The 17,584-nt window shown below is 35.9% G+C and carries 23 protein-coding genes and 2 pseudogenes; 7 read left to right on the top strand and 18 right to left on the bottom strand.

All coding sequences use genetic code 11. The features are described 5' to 3' along the window. Positions 1-2: 2 nt before the first annotated feature. The 9 genes from R2R35_RS14050 to R2R35_RS14010 all read right to left on the bottom strand — a co-directional run bounded on the left by R2R35_RS14050 (position 3) and on the right by R2R35_RS14010 (position 3,277). A complete protein-coding gene (locus R2R35_RS14050) occupies positions 3-971 on the bottom strand; it encodes a hypothetical protein (RefSeq protein ID WP_317730456.1) in 969 nt (322 codons plus the stop codon). A gap of 157 nt (positions 972-1,128) precedes the next feature. After that, the gene (locus R2R35_RS14045) at positions 1,129-1,377 is read right to left on the bottom strand and encodes a hypothetical protein (protein WP_317730455.1); all 249 of its coding nucleotides are present in this window, start codon (positions 1,375-1,377) and stop codon (positions 1,129-1,131) included. Next, entirely contained in the window at positions 1,374-1,565 is a 192-nt protein-coding gene (locus tag R2R35_RS14040) for a hypothetical protein (protein WP_317730454.1), read from the bottom strand. Before R2R35_RS14040 ends, R2R35_RS14045 begins: the two co-directional genes overlap by 4 nt. Before the next feature lie 315 nt (positions 1,566-1,880). Then, complete coding sequence (locus tag R2R35_RS14035; protein WP_317730452.1) at positions 1,881-2,015, bottom strand: hypothetical protein; 135 nt, start codon at positions 2,013-2,015, stop codon at positions 1,881-1,883. A 31-nt stretch (positions 2,016-2,046) separates the two neighbouring features. After that, complete coding sequence (locus R2R35_RS14030) at positions 2,047-2,310, bottom strand: AbrB/MazE/SpoVT family DNA-binding domain-containing protein (RefSeq protein WP_317730451.1); 264 nt, start codon at positions 2,308-2,310, stop codon at positions 2,047-2,049. Next, positions 2,279-2,557, bottom strand: coding sequence for a hypothetical protein (locus R2R35_RS14025; protein ID WP_317730450.1), 279 nt, complete (start codon positions 2,555-2,557; stop codon positions 2,279-2,281). The genes R2R35_RS14030 and R2R35_RS14025 overlap by 32 nt, the downstream gene beginning before the upstream one ends. Positions 2,558-2,581: 24 nt before the next feature. Beyond that, complete coding sequence (locus R2R35_RS14020; protein ID WP_317730449.1) at positions 2,582-2,752, bottom strand: hypothetical protein; 171 nt, start codon at positions 2,750-2,752, stop codon at positions 2,582-2,584. Positions 2,753-2,850: 98 nt separating this feature from the next. Then, positions 2,851-3,057 carry a hypothetical protein gene (locus R2R35_RS14015; protein WP_317730448.1) on the bottom strand — a complete coding sequence of 69 codons (207 nt, stop codon included), beginning with the start codon at positions 3,055-3,057 and terminating at the stop codon, positions 2,851-2,853. Positions 3,058-3,094: 37 nt separating this feature from the next. Further along, positions 3,095-3,277, bottom strand: a complete 183-nt coding sequence (locus tag R2R35_RS14010) for a hypothetical protein (RefSeq protein WP_317730447.1) — start codon at positions 3,275-3,277, stop codon at positions 3,095-3,097. 143 nt (positions 3,278-3,420) lie between these two features. Between R2R35_RS14010 and R2R35_RS14005 the strand changes: the two genes are divergently transcribed. After that, a complete protein-coding gene (locus R2R35_RS14005) occupies positions 3,421-3,840 on the top strand; it encodes a helix-turn-helix domain-containing protein (protein ID WP_317730446.1) in 420 nt (139 codons plus the stop codon). A gap of 195 nt (positions 3,841-4,035) precedes the next feature. Here the strand turns inward: R2R35_RS14005 and R2R35_RS14000 are convergent. Then, positions 4,036-4,371: pseudogene (locus R2R35_RS14000) on the bottom strand (IS66 family transposase); the annotation flags it as partial. Positions 4,372-4,473: 102 nt separating this feature from the next. Continuing rightward, on the bottom strand, positions 4,474-4,857 hold the full coding sequence (locus tag R2R35_RS13995; RefSeq protein ID WP_317730445.1) for a hypothetical protein: 384 nt from the start codon (positions 4,855-4,857) through the stop codon (positions 4,474-4,476). Positions 4,858-5,133: 276 nt separating this feature from the next. Here R2R35_RS13995 and R2R35_RS13990 point away from each other — a divergent pair, with 276 nt between their 5' ends. Continuing rightward, on the top strand, positions 5,134-5,709 hold the full coding sequence (locus R2R35_RS13990) for a hypothetical protein (RefSeq protein ID WP_317730443.1): 576 nt from the start codon (positions 5,134-5,136) through the stop codon (positions 5,707-5,709). A gap of 4 nt (positions 5,710-5,713) precedes the next feature. Beyond that, positions 5,714-6,328, top strand: a complete 615-nt coding sequence (locus R2R35_RS13985; RefSeq protein WP_317730441.1) for a hypothetical protein — start codon at positions 5,714-5,716, stop codon at positions 6,326-6,328. A gap of 634 nt (positions 6,329-6,962) precedes the next feature. Here R2R35_RS13985 and R2R35_RS13980 read toward each other — a convergent pair. Both R2R35_RS13980 and R2R35_RS13975 read right to left on the bottom strand, forming a co-directional pair. Beyond that, positions 6,963-7,877, bottom strand: coding sequence for a DUF2971 domain-containing protein (locus R2R35_RS13980; protein WP_317730440.1), 915 nt, complete (start codon positions 7,875-7,877; stop codon positions 6,963-6,965). Positions 7,878-8,180: 303 nt separating this feature from the next. Then, complete coding sequence (locus tag R2R35_RS13975) at positions 8,181-8,303, bottom strand: hypothetical protein (protein ID WP_317730439.1); 123 nt, start codon at positions 8,301-8,303, stop codon at positions 8,181-8,183. A 257-nt stretch (positions 8,304-8,560) separates the two neighbouring features. On the opposite strand from R2R35_RS13975, the gene R2R35_RS13970 reads away from it, so the two are divergent. From R2R35_RS13970 to R2R35_RS13960, 3 genes are all read left to right on the top strand, one after another. Then, positions 8,561-9,253, top strand: a complete 693-nt coding sequence (locus R2R35_RS13970) for a toxin regulator (RefSeq protein WP_317730438.1) — start codon at positions 8,561-8,563, stop codon at positions 9,251-9,253. A gap of 40 nt (positions 9,254-9,293) precedes the next feature. Further along, positions 9,294-10,022, top strand: coding sequence for a hypothetical protein (locus R2R35_RS13965; protein WP_317730437.1), 729 nt, complete (start codon positions 9,294-9,296; stop codon positions 10,020-10,022). Positions 10,023-10,173: 151 nt separating this feature from the next. Next, positions 10,174-11,619, top strand: coding sequence for a recombinase family protein (locus tag R2R35_RS13960; protein ID WP_317730436.1), 1,446 nt, complete (start codon positions 10,174-10,176; stop codon positions 11,617-11,619). Between the two features lie 35 nt (positions 11,620-11,654). Here R2R35_RS13960 and R2R35_RS24575 read toward each other — a convergent pair. The 3 genes and pseudogenes from R2R35_RS24575 to R2R35_RS13950 form a co-directional block, all read right to left on the bottom strand. Next, positions 11,655-11,747: pseudogene (locus tag R2R35_RS24575) on the bottom strand (manganese catalase family protein); the annotation flags it as partial. A gap of 2 nt (positions 11,748-11,749) precedes the next feature. Beyond that, positions 11,750-12,007 (bottom strand): spore coat protein CotJB, encoded by a 258-nt coding sequence (locus tag R2R35_RS13955; protein WP_317730435.1) that lies wholly within the window; start codon positions 12,005-12,007, stop codon positions 11,750-11,752. Continuing rightward, positions 12,004-12,309 carry a spore coat associated protein CotJA gene (locus R2R35_RS13950; protein ID WP_317730434.1) on the bottom strand — a complete coding sequence of 102 codons (306 nt, stop codon included), beginning with the start codon at positions 12,307-12,309 and terminating at the stop codon, positions 12,004-12,006. Before R2R35_RS13950 ends, R2R35_RS13955 begins: the two co-directional genes overlap by 4 nt. Before the next feature lie 965 nt (positions 12,310-13,274). Here R2R35_RS13950 and R2R35_RS13945 point away from each other — a divergent pair. Then, positions 13,275-15,305 (top strand): endonuclease MutS2, encoded by a 2,031-nt coding sequence (locus R2R35_RS13945; protein ID WP_317730433.1) that lies wholly within the window; start codon positions 13,275-13,277, stop codon positions 15,303-15,305. Here the strand turns inward: R2R35_RS13945 and R2R35_RS13940 are convergent. Both R2R35_RS13940 and R2R35_RS13935 read right to left on the bottom strand, forming a co-directional pair. Continuing rightward, positions 15,302-16,711 (bottom strand): sensor histidine kinase, encoded by a 1,410-nt coding sequence (locus R2R35_RS13940; RefSeq protein WP_317730432.1) that lies wholly within the window; start codon positions 16,709-16,711, stop codon positions 15,302-15,304. The two genes, R2R35_RS13945 and R2R35_RS13940, sit on opposite strands and share 4 nt — an antisense overlap. Before the next feature lie 2 nt (positions 16,712-16,713). Continuing rightward, positions 16,714-17,406, bottom strand: coding sequence for a response regulator transcription factor (locus tag R2R35_RS13935; RefSeq protein WP_317730431.1), 693 nt, complete (start codon positions 17,404-17,406; stop codon positions 16,714-16,716). Positions 17,407-17,584: the final 178 nt, after the last annotated feature.

Genomic DNA, 17,584 nt, shown 5'->3' with positions numbered 1-17,584 from the left:
CCTCAATCCCTCTTGCGCATCCTGGCATAGAAATAAATACCGGATACATACTCGTTTACATTTGCTTCACAGTCCAGGAACTTATATTTATTCTTATAGGTGGTCTCTAGGACTTCTCTCAAGAAATTGTTATCCCTGAACATATTTTCAGCTTTTTTTCTCGTTATTTTCGTGTGATTCTTGGTTATGGTGGGCTTGGTAAGGTTCTGTGATCCGTTCCACTTCCTAGCATGTTTTCTTTCATCTTGGCAGCCCTTGGTTATATACTTGGCAAATCCGGTAAGACCATAGTCATCTGGAACAACTTTTCTGGTTTCACAGCGTGAGCCTCTTGTCCACTTTGTTTCTAGCATATCCCTGTACTCTAATTGCTCGGATTTATCATTCCTTCCGGTACCGCTTATGATGACATGAATATTCATTCTGACTTTTTTAGTGGTTTCACCCTCTTCGAGGTATTCAAGTGCGTATATATATTTTGGTGGTGGTAATCCTCTCTTATCTCTCCATCTTTTTACCTTGGCGAGCCAGTTATCAAAATCTTTCTTTGCTCTTTCTAAGGTGGGATAATATTTATCTTGCCAGGTAAGGGTAACGATATAGTCCTCTTTGGTGAAGTTGCAGCTCATTAAGCGGATAACCTTTTTCTGATTGTTTTTATGATTAAGATTGTTCTGAGTCTCTCTCTGGTTCTTTCTATCCTTATTTCTTGGAATATCTTTTTTACTTCCGTACCAGGGATATATTTCACTTTCTACCAGATCTCCTGATTTAATAGTTTTTATTACATAGCCATAATATTTTCTATCATTGAGGATTCTTTGGAGTTCTTCTTCCAGCGATTCTTTACCGATGTACTTATAATCCAGATCCTCTTTTTCTAATTCCTTCTTATGTTCTTTCTTAGCTATTAAGGTATATGCTAACTGGTTATATACCTCTTCATGTTCATAGTTACTATGTCTTATCATATTTACCCCTTAATACCAGAGATGTTAATACTCATTACAAGGTCGGAAAAGGGCTTTACCCTTTTGAATTTTTTTGACAAAATCCTGTAAATATGCTATGATTTTTAAGTACAAATAATTTTTCAAACATTCTACAGGTCACCGACTTAGCTCGTAACTAAGCCGGTGATTTTTTATCCACATTTGCCGGTGTGCTTACAGCAGGTTGTCCACATTTTGAACAGGTTTCTTTGTATGTAACGGACCAGCCTTCGTGCTTGCATTCTGGATTTAAACATTTAACTACCCAGAAAGGGGCTGTTATCTTAGTTCCGTCATGGTATGTATCCGTTGTCCGGTTTAATTCCAATGTTACCATGGTGTTATGCCCTGTATCGTGAATAGCTCTGCAATAAGTTCTTCTCATTTATTTTCTGTAATTCCTCCAGCTCTGAAATATCCCCATATAAATCCAAATACTGTGTAATGAGCTTCTCCCTGTTTTCTGGAGTTTTCTTGTGTGTAATCTTCCTTTAATGCTTTTGTGGCTTCTTCCAAATTTTCTAATGCATTTTCCAATACCGGTTCTTTCAATGCAAGTTTCTTTAACTTCATATTTGGTTCGTCCTCCTATGGAATATTTTGTTATATCGTGGTACAATCTCCTTACAGGCTCTTCCAAGCCGAGTACATAAGAAGGGAGAAATCTATGTATACATTTACTATTTGTCACCCTAAGGGTAGCTCTAGTACTTTTGAAGATATAACAAGTGTGGATTACATTCATCTTGGAATAGAAGAATCCGTGTCAGGTGATGCTCTTTTAAGACATCGCTATCCGACCAACTGTAGTCTCCATCTTAATTCTTCTGATTCCAGTTACACTATTTCAGAGGATATGATCGGGATTATCGAGGTTACTAAGCAGTCTTAGTTTTCCGCCACCTCAATGTCGATTCTGGCATTGGGGTGTGTTTCTAAAATTCTTTCTGCTTCATTTAAAGCAATTTCTAACTTTGTAATGTCTGTTGTATGTACAGTTATATCAACACTTCTCTTTACCATTCCTTTTTCTTTCTTACTTTTTATGGTTTATTTACCTTGCATTCCTGATTGCTGTATTGAACTTCTCTAAGCAGTGTAAGCATATACGGCTTCCTTCCACTATTATGACGTCCTCTGTGGAACCGCACTGTTTGCACCCTTTATCTGGAACGTATTTCATAAGACATATCTTGTCCTCTTCTAAGAAAATCTCAATCGGCTCTCTTTCTCCAAAACCTAGCATGTCCCTTGTTTCTTTAGGAAGCGTCAACCTTCCGAGATCATCAATTTTTCTTACTATTCCTGTGCTTTTCATTATTTTTCCTCCTGGAATTTTTAATTTTTTCTAATCTGCTGTTTATTGCTATATCTGAGTATGTAAAGCTTTCTCTAACTCCTTGTTTATTTACCAGAATTGTATGAGGATATCTTTGCAGGACGGTTCCTTCCACTTTTGTTTCTACAGGGCGATGACCGCTTTCATCTTTTACTATGTCTTTAATTAAGACTTTGTCACCTGGCAGAAATATCTCACAACGCTGCATTATTTCTTGTGTTGTCATTGAGCTTGTCCCTCCATATACCGCCTAAGCGGTTTTGTCATTCAGTTCATTTACAGGAACGTACCCTGCTGCTCTTAATCCTCTGTCATTTAGAACCTGCCCTATTTCTTTTTGTTCCTCTGGAGAAAATGACTCCCATGGTCTTTCCTCTCCATCAATGATTATGTATCCTTCTACTGTTAGTTTTTTAGCCACACAATCACCTCCTGATTAATTGTATGTATAACGGTTTGTACTTGTTTCCTGTATAGTACTAGGCAAATTATTGTTATAAAATGTAATTTATGATATACTCACCTTGCAGGCTCTAAAAAGTTATCTCTGGGAGCCAAAAGACTTTGAGTACGAGTTTGAGATTTCTCAAGAGCAACTTTCGAACTTGCATGAAGCTGAAGCTGCGCTGTACCACAAAGCTCTCCGTTATGAAATCGCTGCTGATTTTGTTGCTTTTCCAAAGGTTGATGGTCAAAACGGTGATTCGATTCTAATCGGACCCGCATAAGTAACTACTCCTTTCTTTACCGCCTAGCCTATTAACTAGGCGGTTTGCTTTGCTTCTATCATTTCCCTTGCGATAAGTATATCCATCTGCGCATTAACCAGGTAAAGACTGTTCATATTAAGCTTTGCAAGGGTTTCCCATTTTTGAGCCATCTCACTGATGTCTTCCTGTTGTTCATTTTCCATCTCTCTAAAATTATCTTGAGCTTTTTTACTCATATATTTTCTCCTTTCTTATGGTTTTATTGTTTGCTATGTCTCGATTATAGTTCACTAAGTCTCGGTTGTCAATATAATTTTTAATATTTTGTTTACAATGTCTCGACTTTGTGTTATGTTATTTTTGCGAGGGGGTGATATAGTTGGACATATCAAATGACGGTTTAGAAATTCGAGATAGAATAAAGATAATTAGAGAACACGAAAATATTAATCTTAGCCAAGCAAGCTTTGGAAGCAAATTATCTCTTGAACGTTCCGCAATATCTTTAATAGAAAGAAAACAACGTAATGCTACAGAAAGAATAATTAAAGATATCTGTCGTGAATTCAACGTTAATGAAGAATGGCTCCGAAATGGAAAAGGAGAGATTTTTAATCTAGTATCAGAAGAGGAAGAGTTTGGCGAAATATTAACCGATCTATTGGTTGATGTTGATGATTCTGTATATAAGTTCATAAAATCTATGTTGCGTACATACAAAAAATTAGATGATAAATCTAAAGAGGTTATAAGAAATAGTACTGATTTATTTATAGAGGAACTGAGAAAAGAAGGCTAACGCCTTCTTTTCAGACTTGACTAACCAACTTGTCGGTTTGCCATTATATAATAATTGAATATTTATGTAAAATAAAAGCATGAAAAAAGCAAGTGGTCAATAAGAGAGTGCCTTATGTAAAAGAATAACATCGGTTTTAATGTCACTTCTTTAGTGTTTTCCACATTCTGCTTGTACGGCTTTATACCTGGGCATTCAATTATTCAGTCCTTCCGGGTAATTCCTCCAGTCCGTGTCTGGCATATACAAAAGTAGATATTCCAGATAGGTATATACGTTAAGACCATTCGCTTTTGTTGTCTCGATAATACTATATACTGCAGCTGATGCAGTAGCTCCCTTAGGAGTATCTACAAATAACCAGTTTTTACGACCAACTGTAATCGGGCGGATTGCGTTCTCAGCTGTATAGTTGGAAAGAGAACATCTTCCGTCAAGAAGGTAATTCTCCATATACTTCTTTTGATTCTATGCATAAGTTACAGCTTTTCCAAGATCCGAATTACTTAACACATTTAGGTTTTCAAGCCAACAGTTCTCTTGGAATGCTAACTCCCAATGAGAAGGAGGAACTCTTCTGGAATCAAGATTAATAACTAGTTCCAGAAATTTTTTTCTAATAATCGTGTCTACTTACTTGACTATAGTGCATTCGATATTATCTTTTGGTTCAATTATCTCAACGCTCCCACTTTCATCAATCAAAAAAATAAATATATTTAATTGCCCACGTACAAATTTTGATAATTGCTTTGCTTGATATATGTGTTTTTCCGTTTTTGGTATTGCTAATCCATAATTTTTATTAGGCTCATTTATCCTTCCCAGAAGCTGACCAACACAAGTGCAAAAATCTGTTCTTGTATCAGCAGTTTCTCCCTTGGCTTCTATAATCCAAGTTATTACTCCATCCTTAGTAACTATTAAATCAATTCCACGTTGTTCATGCTTACACTCATAGCCCTTATTTGTAAAGTAATTTTCTAATGACTCCTGAACAAATGATTCGTTAAACATATAATTTCTCCTTGTAAAATAAATGTTTCATTACTTTTAAATGAATAATGTTGATCATACTTTCCTCAGTAGCACAAGTATCTCTATTAATAATGATATTTATGTTATCTTTTATCTAAAAATAAATTAATTTTATGGCATCTTTTTTACTGGTTTCTGTATTCATTACCAAAATCCCTATATTTTACATTTTAGATTGACACATTTGTTAATTTATGGTAAACTACGATAAATTAATGCATTAATTTGTTAAATTAAAAGTTTGAAAGGCTTATTATGAAAAAGAATTATATCATTACCTTTTTATTACTTATATCTATCATTTCATTATTTTTTAATTTTAAGTCCATTATTTACAACAAGGATGCAAGTTCTAAAGTACTAACTGCGGATACAAATAGCTATTATAGCATAATTGACAGTTTAATTAACAAATTTGAAATTAAAGGATATAATGAAATATTATCTAACTATAACCATATGTTGGCATTACCTTTACAAGCTAAAGAAGATGATTTATTAAACAGACAAAAAATGTTTGTTTATAAATGTAAATCAAAAAATACTGTAATATTATTAAATTTAAGCATTAGTAGTCAAGAAAACTCTGTTGAGTGGAACTCTAGTATTGACTATTTACCAGATTATTTTAATGGAATTAATGGCAAATTTTCTGAAAGTTATGATAAAAATTATCCTAATGTTCAATTAGCATGTAATTCTTTTACTAATAATGGAATCAGTATAACTATCATTGCTTTTTCCAATAATGCAGAAAATAATGTTGCAGGAGAAGAAGTAATAAGTTTTTCAAATGAACTCTTAAAATTTCTAGAAAAAGAAAGGAATTAAGAATATGAAAATTAAAATTATTGCGTTGTCACTTTTGCTTGCACTCTCAACAATGTTTACCCCTCTTGCTGTTAAAGCGGAAGTAAGGGTTCCAGACAGTATTTCTCATAATGGACTTTTACCTGATGGAACATCTGTAGATTCTCAACCTAATTATGTAACCCCATTTTTCCTAATAGAAACTCAATACGTTTCAGGTGCAGCTCTCTATAATAAATCTATAATATATAAACATAAATACATATATGGTACTAGCGTTTCCTATGTTAAGGGAGCATCACCAACTTATACGCTTTCTGTATCAAAAGAAGCCACATCATCACATGAATTTTCAGTTAGCGGATCCGCCAAGTTTAATGTTAAGGTAGTAGAAGCTGAAGTAAAAGGCGGCTACAAGTATACTGATACAACGAAAATTACCAAAGGCGAATCATGGCAATGTGGCTTCTCTGCGCCCGGACTGTATAATTTAAGTTGGTATCAAAGAGCTCATCAATACGAAGTACATGGAAAATGCAAATATATCACAACTGATGCAGACAATGGGACTATAAAACTTGCATATATGGGAAGAATTACATTCCCGACATCTGAAGTACATTTTGAAGTCACTAAGTAATAATTTTAATTAATCAATACACTCATTATAAAATTTAATACTTAACTTATATAGCTCATTTTAACCTCTAACCTGATATAGATGTTATTTACTCAGGTTAGAGGGTTTACTGTCTTCCTTAGCCATGTTAATTATCTCATGGATGATAAAAAGAATTAAAGGCACTCTGTTATGGTGCGCTTACCTTTTTGACTAACCAGCTTCTCGGTTTGCCATTATACAATAATTGAATATGTATAAAAAAGCACGAAAAAATACTCGTGCTTTTATAAATTAATATTATTTAATGCAATTTATCATTTTCGTATTATAATAAGCTGATTTTTAACTTTAATTTAAACTAATCATTGTAAATATAATGGACAGTTCATTCCCTCCCTATAATTGGAATTTGTCAATTATATATTTGGCTTTTAGTAAACGATATTTATCTATTGTATCATTACTCCAGATATACACTTCAATATATCTTTCAGGTCCAAGTCTACCATAGTTGTTCCAATTTTACGGCAAGCACATGCGTTCACCTCACATTATACATATATTAATCTTCCTTACAACTTCATATTTATCTCTTCAATTCTTTTATATTCCAATAGTTTTATTAAACATAAGGGGCAATTTGCATCGCTTATTATACATGCTTTTTATGTAATTTTAACTTGTCATCATAATAAACTTTATATAATTTCACATCCTCATTACGTTTATAAAACCGTTCACTTAACCATTTGGCAGGAATATCTTTGTTATTATTAACAACTTCTTTTAGTCGCTTTTTATTTACGTGATCACAGACAGACTGCAAATCCGCCTTATCCGGACCGGAACAATTTATTCCACATATTATTTTAGTCATAATTAGATTAGTCGGCATTTCAAGGAATCCTTCTTTTTGATCAGATTTGATGGATGTTATCCTAAATTCTTTCTCATAGTCCCAACAAGCGTCTTTATAATTATTCATTGCTGCTAACGCAAATACAGCTTTCTCTAAAGGATAATTTTCTTCATAACCAGAATTTAGAAGCCTCTCCGCCAATATGTCCTTAACCGACATAAAATTGTTATATAATTCACTAAAATTCGGACGCGTTCGACGGTATTCAACAGGAAAAATCAAGTCCTTATTAACTACATTATATTCTATACAATATCCTTTATGTGCTTGAGCATAATGTGACCACATTAGTTTATTTAATGGATTTTTTGACAAACAAAATATCCCAGTATTATTAACTGAATTTGCAAAAAATTCTTTGCCCTCATTACTATAAAAATCTATGTAACTGTATTGCAACTCAAAAGGATCATTTAATATGTCCTTTCTAGAAAACCAAATCTTTTCTTCTTTTAATGATGTTAGATACTTCTTTCTATCCTTGGGTACGGATGGTAGTATAGCGTATTTATAAAGTTTGTCTGGAACAAATTTGTTTTTATAGTCAAAAAGAAATAATGAATCATTGGCCGATAAGATCTTGCTTATATATTCTTTATATGTAAATTTATTTTTATTGTTATTATCAATAGTAAATGGGTTATTCATCATATTCCTCCAATTATTTATCCAAATCCAAATATAATAGATTATTTATGTTAGCTGAGCTATAACATTAACTTCCATTGTATTAACCTACCATTTTACGAGCTTCTCATTATTGTTATTATATACCATAATTAATCAAATTAATAGATACTCATTAATACCCATTATATAAATAATCAGCAGCTTAAAGCTACTCGATAAAATATATTCAAATTATATTAAACTACCGGTCTAATAAATAGTAATACATATAGTAGTTCAATATGCATTACTTCTAATTTGTCTACAATCTGAAAAAGAAGGCTAATGCCTTCTTTTCTTTTCCAGGTAATGTCTAATCATAGCTTGTATTGTTTTAATAAAGTTTTCGTCTGTTTCATCCATTTCCGTAAGCATTTCCTGAATCAAATATTTAGTCTCTTCCATATGTACTACCCCGCAAATCATTTCCAGCCGCTAGACACATTATAGAACATACGTTTGTTTTTATCAAGAGTTTTTGAAAAAATTCCCTTTATAGTAAAAATCTTCGACTCTACAGTACTGTCTTCAGTATTCATCACCAATTATATCGTTACACATTTTTCACTTTTTATCATTTATTAACGAATTGATATTATGGTATATTTTGTATTCATGTGGTATAATATGGCATGTTATTACATATAGAGGAGGAATTATTAATGAAAAAGTTATGTTTACTTTTTACTATGTTAACAACTGTTATTTTATTGTCTGCATGTGGGGTATCATCAAATGATTATATGGAGGTATCAAATGAACTAGACTCTGTAAAAGCAGAAAATGAGACTTTGAAAACCAATTTGGAAAATTCGAAGTCCGAAACAGAGGAATTAAAAACTAAGGTAGCTGAACTTGAGAAGATAATTGAGCCATATAAAGATTTATCTGCTGCGGAGATAGAGGCACAAACAAATGAAGCGAATTTAAAAGCAGAAAAAGATAAAAAAGCACTTGAAGCTATTGAGAAAAAAGAGGCTGAAGAAAAGGCGGCAAAAGAGAAAGAAGAGGCCGCAGCAAAAGAAAAGGAAGAAAAAGCAGGTTATGATACCGGTATAACATATAGTCAGCTTGCTAGGACACCTGATAAGTATACAAATAAAAAGGTCAAATTCTCAGGCGAGGTACTTCAAGTAATGGAGGGGGACGGCTATAATCAAATGAGATTAGCTGTGAATTCCGAATATGATGATGTACTTTATGTTGAGTATGATCCGTCGATTGTATCTATTCGTATACTTGAGGATGACTATATCACAATATATGGAGTATCCTATGGATTATTTTCATATCAATCAACTATGGGTGGAACTATTACAATACCAAGTGTAGTAGTTGATAAAATAGAACAATAATAATATTCTGTTATTAAATAAGTAATAAGGGAGGTTTACAATGCCTATTCTACGAGAGTTTGACCTCGATATTCCATATGTTTCTGATGAGAAAGCTATACAAAACATTATGGACGAATTGAATTTCGAGTATTTCGAAGCCACACGATATGATTATGAAAAAACATGGAAATTGAAGAGAATGAGATTTCGTGACGAAATAAGGTGTGTGGCCTCCTTATATACAAGATTTTTTGAGAAATATAAAACTGAAGATTGTTGGAAAATCATGCCTAACTGCGTTGAATATATATCAAGGATGATTCCTGTTAGTGTAGGGGGCGTTTATGAAGTTGATATAAAATTAGATATAGATAGTTTTTTAAAATTAGATGATTATAACAAGAAAAAACAAACCTTAGAGTTATTAATGAATGGGATAGATAAGGTTTTAGAAACAACGGGTTGGGATAGAACACCTTTTGATGATGCTTACAAAAAAGTAAAAGACTGTGACTATGAAAATATCTGGATGTGGAAAAAACCATTAAAGAGTCCAAGGAAAGACTATATTGCACAAGTTATTTGCGAACATAATGTGACTTCTTTCAAAATATTCATATTAATCAAAACTCGAATAGGTGAAGAAATTGAGAAATCACTAATAAAAACAGAGAAACCAAATGAATTTGACTATACTAAACATTTTGGTGAGTTAAAATGGATTTCAGATAAAGAAGTAGTATTAGTAAATAAAGATGGTACAGAACAATGGGGCGTAAGGTTATAGTAACAATGACTCATTTTTCTCTACGTTCACAAAACGAATAAATACGTTCGATTGAGCAGAGCATAACTTGCTCTGCTAAAAGTATTAAATATCAATTGTATGTTGTAACAGAACCGAATTTCACCCAGGTCATGCAAATAGGAGGTTATAGATGTTAACAGCAGCTTTATATATACGTGTAAGTACAGATAAACAAGAGGAGCTATCCCCTGATGCTCAAAAAAGACTTCTTCTTGATTATGCAGAAAAGAATAATATGTTAGTCTCTGAGGAATATGTCTTTATAGAAGGTGGAATCTCAGGAAAAAAAGCTGATAAGCGCCCTAAGTTTCAGCGCATGATAGGTCTGGCAAAATCAAAGGATCATCCTTTTAATGTAATACTGGTATGGAAATACTCCAGGTTTGCACGAAATCAAGAGGAAAGTATTCTTTATAAATCCTTACTCAAAAGAAATAATATTGATGTAATAAGTATCTCTGAGCCCCTTATAGATGGCCCTTTTGGTACTCTTATAGAAAGAATAATCGAGTGGATGGATGAATATTATTCCATACGATTATCGGGAGAAGTTATGAGAGGTATGAGCGAAAAAGCTTTGCGTGGTGGTTATATGTCTGTCCCCCCGTTAGGGTACGCTTCCACAACTCCTGGGAATCCTCCCGTGGTTGTTCCTGAGGAAGCAGAACTAGTTAAAACTATATTTAATAAATACGTAAATGAAGAATTAGCAATGTTTCAAATAGCAAGGCAATTTAATGAACTTGGAGTTAAAACCAGATTTGGTAAGCCCTTTCAAAGACGTACTATAGAATATATATTACAGAATCCTATGTATATTGGTTATGTCCGTTGGAATCGGCAGCATCACTCTTCTCACACTATCAAGTCCAGAGAGGACTGGATAATTTCCAAAGGTACACACGAACCAATTATATCCGATGATGTTTTCAATGCCGCTCAGGAGCGCATCAAAAGAGTAGCCAAGCCTTTGAAATCTCGTCCTGTAACAGAGTATAAGCACTGGCTTACTGGAATTATTAAGTGTGCATACTGTAATAGAGCTTTAGTTGCTGCTTCTTCCAAGAATCCTAATATTTTTAATTTTCAATGCAGTAGCTATGCCAAGGGGAAATGTGAGTCCAATTCTGTTTCAAGTAATATATTGGTTCCTGCGATAATGGAGTATCTGCAAAATGTAATTAATTCAGGAGTGGTTGATTATACGGTTAAGACTGAAGATAGACAGATTGATGTATCTTTGTTAGAACAACAATTATCTAAACTGGAAGTCAAGGCGGAACGTATAAAAGCCGCCTACATTAATGGTATAGATACTATAGAAGAATATAAAATGAATAAAGAATTAATTTCTTCCGAACGAAGATTTATCGAAAAGCAAATATCTGATCTAAAAGTTGATGTTAAGCACGATCATAAGCCTGAAATGCTCTCTCGTGTTAAAGAGCTTTATAAAATATTAAATGATGATTCCATAGATAAGATAGCCAAGAATAAAGCACTCTCTTCTGTGATAGAGCGCATAACTTATAATAAGAGAGAGTCTAAAGTTAAAGTTTATTTCTACTATAGATAGGGTATAATTTTATATTATACCCTATAACAATACAGTCCGCCAAATTGCGTTATTATGAATTTAGCAGTTGCAGCATTAGGAGTTTTAATATTTACAGGATATTGAAGTCTCTTTTCATAAGTCCACATAATCAGCACTCTCCTTCCCATGGCCATGGATCATTAATCCAAGTCCACATATTGGAGGGCGCTACATCATAGGCTGATAATGGACCATAACAGTCTCTGTATTCCTCCATGGCTTCTGTTCTAATCTGCCTATACATTTGAAAATACTCTAAAGCTTCTTTATCATAAGGGTGAGTATCCAGAAACAGCCTGGCATCATCAAGTGCAAAGCTGGCTTCTGTAATAATGCACATCAATTGATCTCTGCTTTTACTCGTCATGGTCTGCCACCTCTTCCTCCGCATCTATTACCTGCTGCAAGAAAAGGCAGATCCAATTCCTGAAAAATTGTACCAACCTGTAAGGCCATTCCTGTATCGTAGATATTTCTCCACTTCTGCATAGGAACATAGGACATTGCCAAAGGCAATTTGTCAAGACATTTATCAACGCTGCCTATATTGTCACAACCGCCTTTTACAGCTTCCAAAACTGGTGTAACCCCACAGCCACATTGCTGGTTCTGATTGTAGCCCATGTTCCTGCCACCATGAGGGTACATCGGACGTCTGTAGTTATCCATCTGGTAAACTCCTTTATAAGATATATATTATCTTATGAAGTCCACCTGAGTTGGTGACATTTCTTTGCTATTTACACTACAAATATAATCGTAAAATTAGACATAAGCTCTTTCGGATTATTTGTTATGAGCTACTAGCAGTCTCTGGTTACCCTCTTATTTTACGTTATATAATAGTCAGCTATAGAAATCCACAATAATAAAGAAATTTGCTATGTCCTAAAATATTTTTTTCTTTCTCTTTACAATTTTCGGATAACGTGATATTATGTCACCATAAAAACAAGAAATGAAAGGATGGTTTTGATGTCGGTATTATTTGTAAGTGAGGTTCGTGCCAACTAGCACGTAATTGAATATGGTAGAGCAAGGATTAATCATGAAGCCAGAGCTTCCCTTAAATACACCAAAGGGCTCGGTTTATTTGTGTTACATGTTTTTTCTATGCTTACCCTCATTACAGAATATACTCATCTGCCATCATTATATAAAACAGGAACCATAACCGGTTTCCAGGTTTGATATGTTGCGGAACAATTCCGCCTTTTATAGAGCCCTGATCAGGACTTTTATAAAAGTAACATATCCATACTATATAAAGGCTGGCGTAGCAGTTTGTTGCTATGCTTTTTTTGTACCCACAGGGAGTTTTTCTGTTGCTGTGAGTTGAATTTCAGACTCTGAAATCTTAAATACTGTGTTTTATTCCGTATTTATGATGAAAGACTATGAATTCAATTTACAGGATTCCTGTGGGTATTTTTATGCAATGATAGAAAAGGGCTCTATTTCTTATAGCATTATGACAACTGCTGACAAATATAATATAATTTTTACCTCCAGATAAAAGACCAATCACAGTATCTGTCTTCAACCGCAGATGTGATTACTCCTATGGGTAATTAGTTTAATTGTATACTTGTCAATCAGAACAAGAAGCCCTGTACTCAGAAAGGATTATATACATGTTTGAAAAGACTTCTCATACTTTGGAATTTGATACAATAAAAATTATGCTCAGCGAAAGAGCCGTTTCCGATATTGGAAAACAAAAGCTGTTGGCTCTCACCCCTTACCTCTCACTCTCAGAGGTAAATACCAGGATCAAAGAAACCACCGAGGCCAAAGGCATACTTACGGCTCTTGGAACACCTCCCCTTCCCTCCATGAAGGATATTCCACAGCTACTGGAACTGGCTGCTCTTGGCAGTATGCTGCTGCCGGAACAGTTACTATTTATCGCACAGTTTCTGACAGCAACCAAACGAGTGAAGTCCTATCTGTTAAAGGCTGAGTTCCTGCAGACAGATATTGCCTATTACGGCAACTCCTTTGCCGATCTTTCTCCACTCACAGAGGAAATAAGCCGCTGCTTAAGAGGTAACAGAGTAGAAGATGAAGCCTCCAAGGAACTAAAGGGAATCAGGCGTAAGATGGAACAGATACAGACAGAAATCAGAACAAAGCTGGAAAATCTGCTTCGAAGCAAAAAAGACTGGTTCTCCGAAAATTATATTTCCAACCGAAACGGACATTATGTACTTCCTGTTAAAAAGGAATATAAGAATCAGATCGGAGGCTCCACCCTGGATGTATCCTCCACCGGCTCTACCTGCTTTATTGTGCCGAATACAGTTCTCAAACTGGAAGAGGAATTATCCTTAAAGAAAATTTTGGAGGATAATGAAATAAGACGTATTCTATATGAACTAACCGGCATGGTAGCCGATGCCGCCTCTGAAATAAATCTAAATATGCAGGCAATGGAGACTTTAGACATTCTGTTTGCCAAAGCAAAGTTAAGTATGGATATGAAAGGCGTACCTGCACTTATGAACCACGAGAGAAGAATCTCCATAGTGAACGGCAGACACCCCTTACTCAATCCGAAGGAATGTGTACCATTAAATTTCTCAATAGGAAACGATATTCAAGGTATTGTAATAACTGGACCTAATACAGGCGGCAAGACCGTTTCCTTAAAAACCGTAGGACTTTTATCTCTAATGGCACAGAGCGGACTTCACGTACCCTGCGAGGAAGCAGAATTATGCATGAATAACGGAATTTTCTGCGATATCGGAGATGGACAGAGTATTACAGAGAACCTCTCCACTTTCTCTTCTCATATAACGAATATCATTCAGATCCTTCGCCAGTCAGACAATGAAAGTCTGGTGCTTCTGGATGAACTGGGTTCCGGAACAGACCCCGCAGAAGGTATGGGTATTGCGATTGCAATTCTTGAGGAACTGCGCGAGAAAAACTGTATCTTTGTTGCTACTACCCATTATCCAGAGGTAAAAGAGTATGCAGCAAGAACCAAAGGCCTGATAAATGCCAGAATGGCCTTTGACAAGGAAAGTCTAAAACCCTTATATCGACTGGAAATCGGAGAGGCCGGAGAAAGCTGTGCTCTATATATTGCAAGACGACTGGGACTACCGGAAAAAATGCTGACAAGAGCCTACCAGGAGGCATATGCCACCTCTGCTTACGACAAGGTCCAATCCTCCAAGCATATGGAATACGACGCTGACTTTATAAATACTGCAGCAGGTGAAGCAGACAGGACGGATAAAGTACCGGACACGCTGGCAAAAACTGCTGCTTCCTCTGGTAATACTGCATATGCACCACTTCCAAAGGTACAGGGTCTGCCCAAAGAGACTGCCGTTAAGATATCTCCCGCTTCTTCTAAATTCACGTTGGGAGACAGTGTAATGGTATATCCTCAAAAGAAAATAGGAATCGTATTTAAGCCCTCTGATGACAAAGGGTTTATTGGGGTCCAGCTGCAGAAAAAAAAGGAATTCATCAATCACAAAAGGATCAAGCTCATCACCCCTGCTTCTGAAATGTATCCGCCGGATTATGACTTTTCCATTGTATTTGATTCTGTAGCAAACAGAAAAGCCAGACATCAGATGGATAAAAAACACCAGCCGGGTCTTGAGATACACTATCCCTCTGATACGGAAAACAGACAGTTCTAAACCTGAGGCAGTGTAATCGTAAATTCCGTTCCTTCACCGTATTTACTCTTTACTGTTATGCTGCCTCCATGGGCTTTAATAATTGCTTCTGTGATGGCAAGGCCTATTCCTGCACCACCGGTATTTCTGTTTCTGGATTTATCCGCACGGTAGAACCGCTCAAAGATATGGGGCAGATCAGCTTCTGCTATTCCCATTCCGGTATCCGTCACCCGTATGACTGCCTGTTTTTCTTCTTTCACAAAGGTTATATTAATCTCTGCTCCTCTGTCGGAATACTTTACGGCATTGGAGAGGAGATTATTTAGCACCTGACAGATTTTATCCTTATCTGCATATAGCAGGTCCTCTTTTACACCTTCAGAAGACATAGGTACATTCAATCGTATGGTCATATTCTTCTCGACAATATCATTCTCATAGTTATGAATCATTCTGCCTGCCAGCTTCTGAAATTCAAATTTTTCCAGATGCAGAATAATATTCTTGTCTTCTATCACAGACAGATCTTCTATACTGCCGATTAATTTCTTTATCCTTAGAATTTCTTCATAGCAGCTCTCAAGTCTTTCTGTACTGAGCTCCCATACACCGTCCAGCATGGCCTCCATATGTCCCTGCACGGAAGTCAGGGGAGTGCGCAGCTCATGGGCCACATCCTGGGTTAACTGTTTTCGAAGCCTGTCCTTATCTGACAGGGCTTCTGATAATTGGTTCATGGTATCGGCCAATATCTTGATTTCTCTGGTATTTACCTCCTCCGTAATCCTTCCTCTATATTCCCCTTTCGCAAGAGCCAGTGCTTTTTCCGATATTTTGGTAAGTGGACTGCTTAATCTGGCGGACATAATTATTCCAAGGGCAAAGGCAAGCAGCAGTGAAGCTGCTCCTGTAAATAGCAGGATAGAATTCAGTGCCTTTATAAAAATCAGCTCTTCATCATTAAAATAGTATGGCCCCATGAAGCCTGTAGTAAGTACTCCAATCTCACTGTTTTTAAGCTTTAATGTATAGGTACGCTCTTCATATTTCCCGTCCCATTTATTGGAATAGCTGGACATATTTACGGTCATGTTCTGTATCATTGCCTGACAGAGTCCGTTATTGTGCTCATAGGCAGACCATACGGTTTTATTACCGGTGTCTTTTATAACTACGGTCATACCATTCTGCAAGGCGTTCATTCCAATGAGATCCAGATAGTGGCTGCTAAATCCACCCTCCTCCTCGTATTTCAACTGAATCAGGTTAACGATTTCAGCAGTCTCTTTCTCCTGTTTCTGGATGGCATAACGCTTGAACTGATTTTTTATACCTACATTTGCAAACAGGATGGCGAAGCCGATACTCGCAATTACAATAATAATATAGGACACGGTCAATCTCTGTTTCAGAGAATATTTCAACTTCAGTCACCTCCAAATCGGTAGCCAACACCTCTTATCGTCAGAATATAATCCGGTTCCTTGGGATTAAGCTCAATCTTGGATCTCAGGTTTTTTATGTGTGAATCAATGGTTCGGTCAAACCCCGCATAATCTCCGTCAAAGGCTATCAGTATTAACTCCTCTCTGGTAAATACCTTGGTTGGTCGTTTGGCAAGGGTTGTAAGAAGCTTGAATTCGCTGGGCGTTAATACCACATCTTCTCCGTCCTTTTGTACTCTGTAATCCTTCTGATTGATTACCAGCCTGCCCTTACGAAAGACCAGGACTTCTTCCTCCTCCTTTATACTTCTGCGAAACAGGGCATTTACCCTGGCAACCATCTGCCTTGGGCTGAAGGGTTTTGTGATATAGTCATCTGCGCCGATCTCCAGTCCGTGAATCACATTCTCCTCACTGCTCCTGGCCGTTAATATAATTACAGGAATAGAAGAAGTCTTTCTTAGCTCCTTAAGGATTGACTCACCGCTTTTATCCGGAAGCATCAAATCAAGTAACAGCATGTCCGGTTTCGCGTCTTCAAGCTTCTCCTCTGCTTCTTTCCCTGAACAGGCTTTTATTACCTCGTAGCCACTGGTTAAAAGGTAGGGTTCTATAAATTCCATGATTTTAGCTTCATCTTCAACCACTAATATCTTCTTTCTGCTCTCTTCCACAAGAATACTCCTTTTCTCAAATGTTCGCTGTGCATCCTCCTGTAAATAACTCGGAAGTGTGATTCGCCAGTGCGCTGTATTAACATTTCTCTATGCAGTATACTCCATAATCTCTATCCAGAGCAAGTCTGTCTTATTCTATCTTACTATTGTGGATTTTCCGTGGAGACTGGTTCGT

Source organism: Anaerocolumna sp. AGMB13020 (genome assembly GCF_033100115.1).
Taxonomy (GTDB): Bacteria; Bacillota; Clostridia; order Lachnospirales; family Lachnospiraceae; genus Anaerocolumna.
Note: the sequence above shows the minus strand (reverse complement) of the source record. Positions and strands in the feature narration are given on the sequence as shown.

Coding starts and splice junctions, on each gene's coding strand:
- R2R35_RS14050 (WP_317730456.1), bottom strand. CDS start 971: ATGATAAGACATAGTAACTATGAACATGAAGAGGTATATAACCAGTTA.
- R2R35_RS14045 (WP_317730455.1), bottom strand. CDS start 1,377: ATGAGAAGAACTTATTGCAGAGCTATTCACGATACAGGGCATAACACC.
- R2R35_RS14040 (WP_317730454.1), bottom strand. CDS start 1,565: ATGAAGTTAAAGAAACTTGCATTGAAAGAACCGGTATTGGAAAATGCA.
- R2R35_RS14035 (WP_317730452.1), bottom strand. CDS start 2,015: ATGGTAAAGAGAAGTGTTGATATAACTGTACATACAACAGACATTACA.
- R2R35_RS14030 (WP_317730451.1), bottom strand. CDS start 2,310: ATGAAAAGCACAGGAATAGTAAGAAAAATTGATGATCTCGGAAGGTTG.
- R2R35_RS14025 (WP_317730450.1), bottom strand. CDS start 2,557: ATGACAACACAAGAAATAATGCAGCGTTGTGAGATATTTCTGCCAGGT.
- R2R35_RS14015 (WP_317730448.1), bottom strand. CDS start 3,057: ATGCGGGTCCGATTAGAATCGAATCACCGTTTTGACCATCAACCTTTG.
- R2R35_RS14010 (WP_317730447.1), bottom strand. CDS start 3,277: ATGAGTAAAAAAGCTCAAGATAATTTTAGAGAGATGGAAAATGAACAA.
- R2R35_RS13995 (WP_317730445.1), bottom strand. CDS start 4,857: ATGTTTAACGAATCATTTGTTCAGGAGTCATTAGAAAATTACTTTACA.
- R2R35_RS13990 (WP_317730443.1), top strand. CDS start 5,134: ATGAAAAAGAATTATATCATTACCTTTTTATTACTTATATCTATCATT.
- R2R35_RS13985 (WP_317730441.1), top strand. CDS start 5,714: ATGAAAATTAAAATTATTGCGTTGTCACTTTTGCTTGCACTCTCAACA.
- R2R35_RS13980 (WP_317730440.1), bottom strand. CDS start 7,877: ATGAATAACCCATTTACTATTGATAATAACAATAAAAATAAATTTACA.
- R2R35_RS13975 (WP_317730439.1), bottom strand. CDS start 8,303: ATGGAAGAGACTAAATATTTGATTCAGGAAATGCTTACGGAAATGGAT.
- R2R35_RS13970 (WP_317730438.1), top strand. CDS start 8,561: ATGAAAAAGTTATGTTTACTTTTTACTATGTTAACAACTGTTATTTTA.
- R2R35_RS13965 (WP_317730437.1), top strand. CDS start 9,294: ATGCCTATTCTACGAGAGTTTGACCTCGATATTCCATATGTTTCTGAT.
- R2R35_RS13960 (WP_317730436.1), top strand. CDS start 10,174: ATGTTAACAGCAGCTTTATATATACGTGTAAGTACAGATAAACAAGAG.
- R2R35_RS13955 (WP_317730435.1), bottom strand. CDS start 12,007: ATGACGAGTAAAAGCAGAGATCAATTGATGTGCATTATTACAGAAGCC.
- R2R35_RS13950 (WP_317730434.1), bottom strand. CDS start 12,309: ATGGATAACTACAGACGTCCGATGTACCCTCATGGTGGCAGGAACATG.
- R2R35_RS13945 (WP_317730433.1), top strand. CDS start 13,275: ATGTTTGAAAAGACTTCTCATACTTTGGAATTTGATACAATAAAAATT.